Here is a 4,568-nt window from a genome sequence, read left to right on the forward strand (position 1 = left end):
GGCGAGTCGTACACATGGCGCGACGGCGAGGCCGTGATGTTCGACGAGACGTACCTGCACTGGGCCGAAAACCGCACCGCCCACGATCGCGTGATCCTGTTCTGCGACATCGATCGCCCGATGAAATATCGCTGGGCGCAGCGCGTCAACGATGCGTTCGGACAACTGCTGATGCGCGCGGCCGCGTCGCCGAACGAAACGGGCGATCGCACGGGCGGGCTCAATCGTGCGTTCCGGTACCTGTATGCGATTCGCCGCGCGGGCAAGCGCTTGAAGGCGTGGAATCGCACCGTGTACTACATCGTCAAGTGGCTGCTGTTCGGCGGGATCGCGGTCGCGATCTTCTGCATCTGACGGGCGCGCGCGGGCGGTTTTTTCCGTCTGACGATAGTGCGGCGCGGCGCCGATGGCCGTGCGCTGTCATCAATGCAACCAAATGTATTCGTACGAGATCAACGCGCATTGGCCGCGTATGATGGCTTGTTCACATCGATATGTCGGTGAGCAAGCATGACGAGTACCCGTAAAACCATGATGATCGCCGGCGGGCTGCTGGTAGCCGCGGCCGGCACCGCGTACGTGATGCTGCTGCGCGCGGACCACCGTGCGATCGAAGACGCCGGCATCGGCGATTCGGCCGCGCCTGTTGCTGCGGCGCCCGCAGGCAACGATCACGCAGTGCAGGGCGCGATCGCGCCGCCGGCACCGGCCGCCGCGACGGCGCCGAAGCAGGCGGCTGCCGCGCCGCCTCCCGCACCAACCACATCCACGCCCGCGCCGGCCGCAACCGCGCGCGTCGACGCCGCGCCTGCACCGGTGCCGGTCGTCAGCGACAAGCCGCAACCGGTGACGAAACCGGCCGCACCACCGCCGAAGGTCAACGTCGTGACGGTGAACCCGGAGGATTCGACCCCTCCGGCGCCGGCCGCGGCTCCGGCCCAGACTGCGGCCGTTCAACGCGCCCAATCGGTCCAACCCGCTCAGTCGGCTGCGCCAGCGCAGGCCACGCAACGCGCACAGGTCACGCAACGCGCGCCGCGCAAGCGCGACGGCCTCGAACGCCACGCCGCCGCTGCCGCGCCGCCGGCCGCGATGAAATCCGAAACGCCGGAGACGGCCGCGCTCGTCAGGGAATCGGCGAAGCTCGACCCGTCGTTGCCGCCGCCGTCGATGTCGTCGATCTCTTCGATGCCGGCGAGCACCGGTTCGTACCGGCAGGGCGGTTCGTCGTCCGGCGCGAATCCGGTGGCGGCCGCGATGACCGAGCAACTGGTCAGGCAGTCGAGCAGTTTCAAGTCGACGGCGCCCGTGCCGGCGGACGGCGGCACGACCACGACCAAGTAACCGCGAATGTATTCGGCATAAAAAGGGCCCCGCACGCCGACCAAAGCATGCGGGGCCAAGAGAGACAAACTATGATGCCGGTGCGTTGACGTCCGTCAGGCGGCGACCGCTTCTTCGGCCTGCGGCTGCGCAGTGGCCGCAGGCGCCGCCACGTCCTGCCGGATCAGGTAATCGAACGCGCCGAGCGACGCCTTCGCCCCTTCGCCGACCGCGATCACGATCTGCTTGAACGGCACCGTCGTCACGTCGCCGGCCGCGAACACGCCCGGCACCGACGTTGCGCCGCGTGCATCGACGACGATCTCGCCGTGCTTCGACAGTTCGACCGTGCCTTTCAGCCATTCGGTGTTCGGCACGAGGCCGATCTGCACGAACACGCCTTCGAGGTCGACGCGCTTCGTTTCACCGGAACGCAAATCCTTGTAGACGAGCCCGTTCAGCTTGCTGCCGTCGCCGGTCAGTTCGGTCGTCTGCGCCTGCGTGACGATCGTCACGTTCGGCAGGCTGCGCAGCTTGCGTTGCAGCACTTCGTCCGCACGCAGTTGCGCGCCGTATTCGATCAGCGTGACTTCCTTCACGATGCCGGCGAGGTCGATCGCGGCCTCGACGCCCGAGTTGCCGCCGCCGACCACCGCGACACGCTTGCCCTTGAACAGCGGGCCGTCGCAGTGCGGGCAGTACGCGACCCCGCGGTTACGGTATTCGCGCTCGCCCGGCACGTTGATTTCGCGCCAGCGTGCGCCGGTCGCGAGGACGATCGTCTTCGCCTTCAGCACCGCGCCGTTCGCGAGGCGGATCTGATGCACGTCGCCCGGAATCAGCGCGTCGGCGCGCTGCACGTCCATGATGTCGACGTCGTACTGCTTCACGTGCTGTTCGAGTGCGGTCGCGAACTTCGGCCCTTCGGTTTCCTGAACCGACACGAAGTTCTCGATCGCCATCGTGTCCAGCACCTGGCCGCCGAAGCGCTCGGCCACGACACCCGTCGCGATGCCCTTGCGTGCCGAGTAGATCGCGGCAGCCGCGCCCGCCGGGCCGCCGCCGACGATCAGCGTGTCGAACACCGGCTTGTTTTCGAGCGACTTCGCCGCGCGTTCGCCGGCGCCCGTATCGAGCTTCGCGAGGATTTCCTTCACGCTGCTGCGGCCCTGGCCGAACGATGCACCGTTCAGGAACATCGTCGGCACGGCCATGATCTGGCGCGACTCGACTTCATCCTGGAACAGCGCGCCGTCGATCGCGACGTGGCGAATGCGCGGGTTGATCAGCGACATCACGTTCAGCGCCTGCACGACTTCCGGGCAGTTCTGGCACGACAGCGAGAAAAACGTTTCGAATGCGTAGTCGCCGTCGAGCGCGCGGATCTGTTCGATCACGTCGTCGTCGAGCTTGATCGGATGGCCGCCCGTCTGCAGCAGTGCGAGCACGAGCGACGTGAATTCATGGCCCATCGGGATGCCGGCGAAGCGGATGCCCGCCGGCTTGCCGGGCTCGCCGATCGAGAACGACGGCTTGCGCTCGGCGTCGTCGCGGCGTTCGGTTACGGTCACGCGATCCGTCAGCGACGCAATCTCGTTCAGCAGTGCCAGCAGTTCCTGCGATTTCGCGCTGTCGTCGAGCGAGGCGACGAGTTCGATCGGGCGCGTGATCTTTTCGAGGTACGCTTTGAGTTGGTTCTTGAGATTGGCGTCGAGCATGGCGTTTCGGATTCCGTATTGATAATGCTGGTCGGGCACGTCGTGCCGGAGGAGGGCGCGGGCCGCGCGAGGCGTGGCCCGCCGTCGCGCGCCTCGGGCGAGGCGCGCGGAGCGATCGTCAGATCTTGCCGATCAGGTCGAGCGACGGGGTCAGCGTTTCCGCACCCGGCGTCCACTTAGCCGGGCACACTTCACCCGGGTGCGCGGCGATGTATTGCGCGGCCTGGACCTTGCGCAGCAGTTCGCCTGCGTCGCGGCCGATACCGTTGTCGTGGATTTCGCACAGCTTGATCTCGCCTTCCGGGTTGATCACGAACGTACCGCGCAGCGCCATCCCTTCTTCCTCGATCAGCACGTCGAAGTTGCGCGACAGCGTGAGCGTCGGGTCGCCGACCAGCGGGTACTTGATCTTGGCGATCGTGTCCGACGTGTCGTGCCATGCCTTGTGCGTGAAGTGCGTGTCGGTCGACACGCCGTAGATTTCGACACCCAGCTTCTGGAATTCCGCGTAACGGTCGGCGAGGTCGCCCAGTTCCGTCGGGCAGACGAACGTGAAGTCGGCCGGGTAGAACACGACGACGGACCACTTGCCCTTGAAGTTCTCTTCCGACACGGGCACGAATTCGCCGTTGTGGTAAGCGGTTGCCTTGAACGGCTTGATTTGGGTGTTGATGATCGGCATCTGGACAATTCCTTTTCGTCAGTGGTGAGTGGAGTGTTGCCAGTATCCGGGTTCACCCTGAGCTTGTGAAATTGCTTGTTTCAATCCGAGGCATCGGGATTTTCTATCTGCTTCCGGCCCTTGATTGGGTGGGGGCGGGGAGGTTTTGACGCGTTGACACGGCTGGGCGCGCGCTCGGCATGAGCGCAAATGGGGGGCGTGCGGCGAGCATCCCGCGTGTTCCAGTTGCAGGAGGAGAGGCTGGTGCGCGTGGACCGAGGCGTGACGGGGGAGGGCACGCGTTCGCGCACGCCGGCTTAGATCTGATATGGCACGCGAACGCCGGGCTCGGAGGCGGGAAAGTCCTTCGTGTTGCGCGATACGAGCAACAGCCCGTTCACTTGTGCTGACGCCCACACGATTGCGTCGGGCAGACGTATGCGGCGTTCCTTGCGAATCGTCACGGCGCGATTCGCCACCGTGCTGTCGAGCGCGATGACATTGAACGACGAGAGCCATGCACGGATGGGGGCCTCGTCACTTGCGGACGCCCCGACGAGGACTTCCATCCACGAGATCATGCTGATTGCGCGATAGTCGTAGCGGCCTAGCTCCGCACGCGCGGATTCCACGCCGCCCAGATAATCGATCAGGATGTTGGTGTCGAAAAGGGCTTTTACCATTCCGAGCGCAATTCCTCTTGATAGGCGAGCCCGTCGACCGTGCGATCTTTCCATAGACCGAAGACGTCGTCGGCAAGCCGGTGCTTGTTCAGGGCAATGTAGGCGTCGATCGCGTCACGAATGATGGCGGCGCGGGGACGGTGTTGAGTCTCGACGATGACGGCCAACTCGTCGAGTTGGCCA

At 65.3% G+C, this 4,568-nt stretch carries 6 protein-coding genes; 2 read left to right on the top strand and 4 right to left on the bottom strand.

The features are described 5' to 3' along the window. Both JMF90_RS25165 and JMF90_RS25170 read left to right on the top strand, forming a co-directional pair. Positions 1-354, top strand: a 354-nt coding sequence (locus JMF90_RS25165) for an aspartyl/asparaginyl beta-hydroxylase domain-containing protein (protein WP_201325562.1), incomplete at its 5' end; no start/stop codon positions are given. Positions 355-510: 156 nt separating this feature from the next. Further along, entirely contained in the window at positions 511-1,344 is an 834-nt protein-coding gene (locus tag JMF90_RS25170) for a hypothetical protein (RefSeq protein WP_011547975.1), read from the top strand. A gap of 95 nt (positions 1,345-1,439) precedes the next feature. On the opposite strand, the gene ahpF is transcribed toward JMF90_RS25170, so the two are convergent. The 4 genes from ahpF to JMF90_RS25190 form a co-directional block, all read right to left on the bottom strand. Next, a complete protein-coding gene (gene ahpF, locus JMF90_RS25175; protein WP_011547974.1) occupies positions 1,440-3,041 on the bottom strand; it encodes an alkyl hydroperoxide reductase subunit F in 1,602 nt (533 codons plus the stop codon). A gap of 118 nt (positions 3,042-3,159) precedes the next feature. Further along, positions 3,160-3,723 carry an alkyl hydroperoxide reductase subunit C gene (ahpC, locus tag JMF90_RS25180; protein WP_011547973.1) on the bottom strand — a complete coding sequence of 188 codons (564 nt, stop codon included), beginning with the start codon at positions 3,721-3,723 and terminating at the stop codon, positions 3,160-3,162. Between the two features lie 296 nt (positions 3,724-4,019). Continuing rightward, the gene (locus JMF90_RS25185; protein ID WP_011547972.1) at positions 4,020-4,385 is read right to left on the bottom strand and encodes a type II toxin-antitoxin system VapC family toxin; all 366 of its coding nucleotides are present in this window, start codon (positions 4,383-4,385) and stop codon (positions 4,020-4,022) included. After that, the coding region (locus JMF90_RS25190) for a CopG family transcriptional regulator (RefSeq protein ID WP_201325563.1) at positions 4,379-4,568 on the bottom strand (190 nt) is incomplete at its 5' end. The genes JMF90_RS25190 and JMF90_RS25185, both read right to left, overlap by 7 nt.

Origin of the sequence: Burkholderia sp. E168m23, from assembly GCF_016586125.1 — a bacterium.
Classification (GTDB): domain Bacteria; phylum Pseudomonadota; class Gammaproteobacteria; order Burkholderiales; family Burkholderiaceae; genus Burkholderia; species Burkholderia orbicola.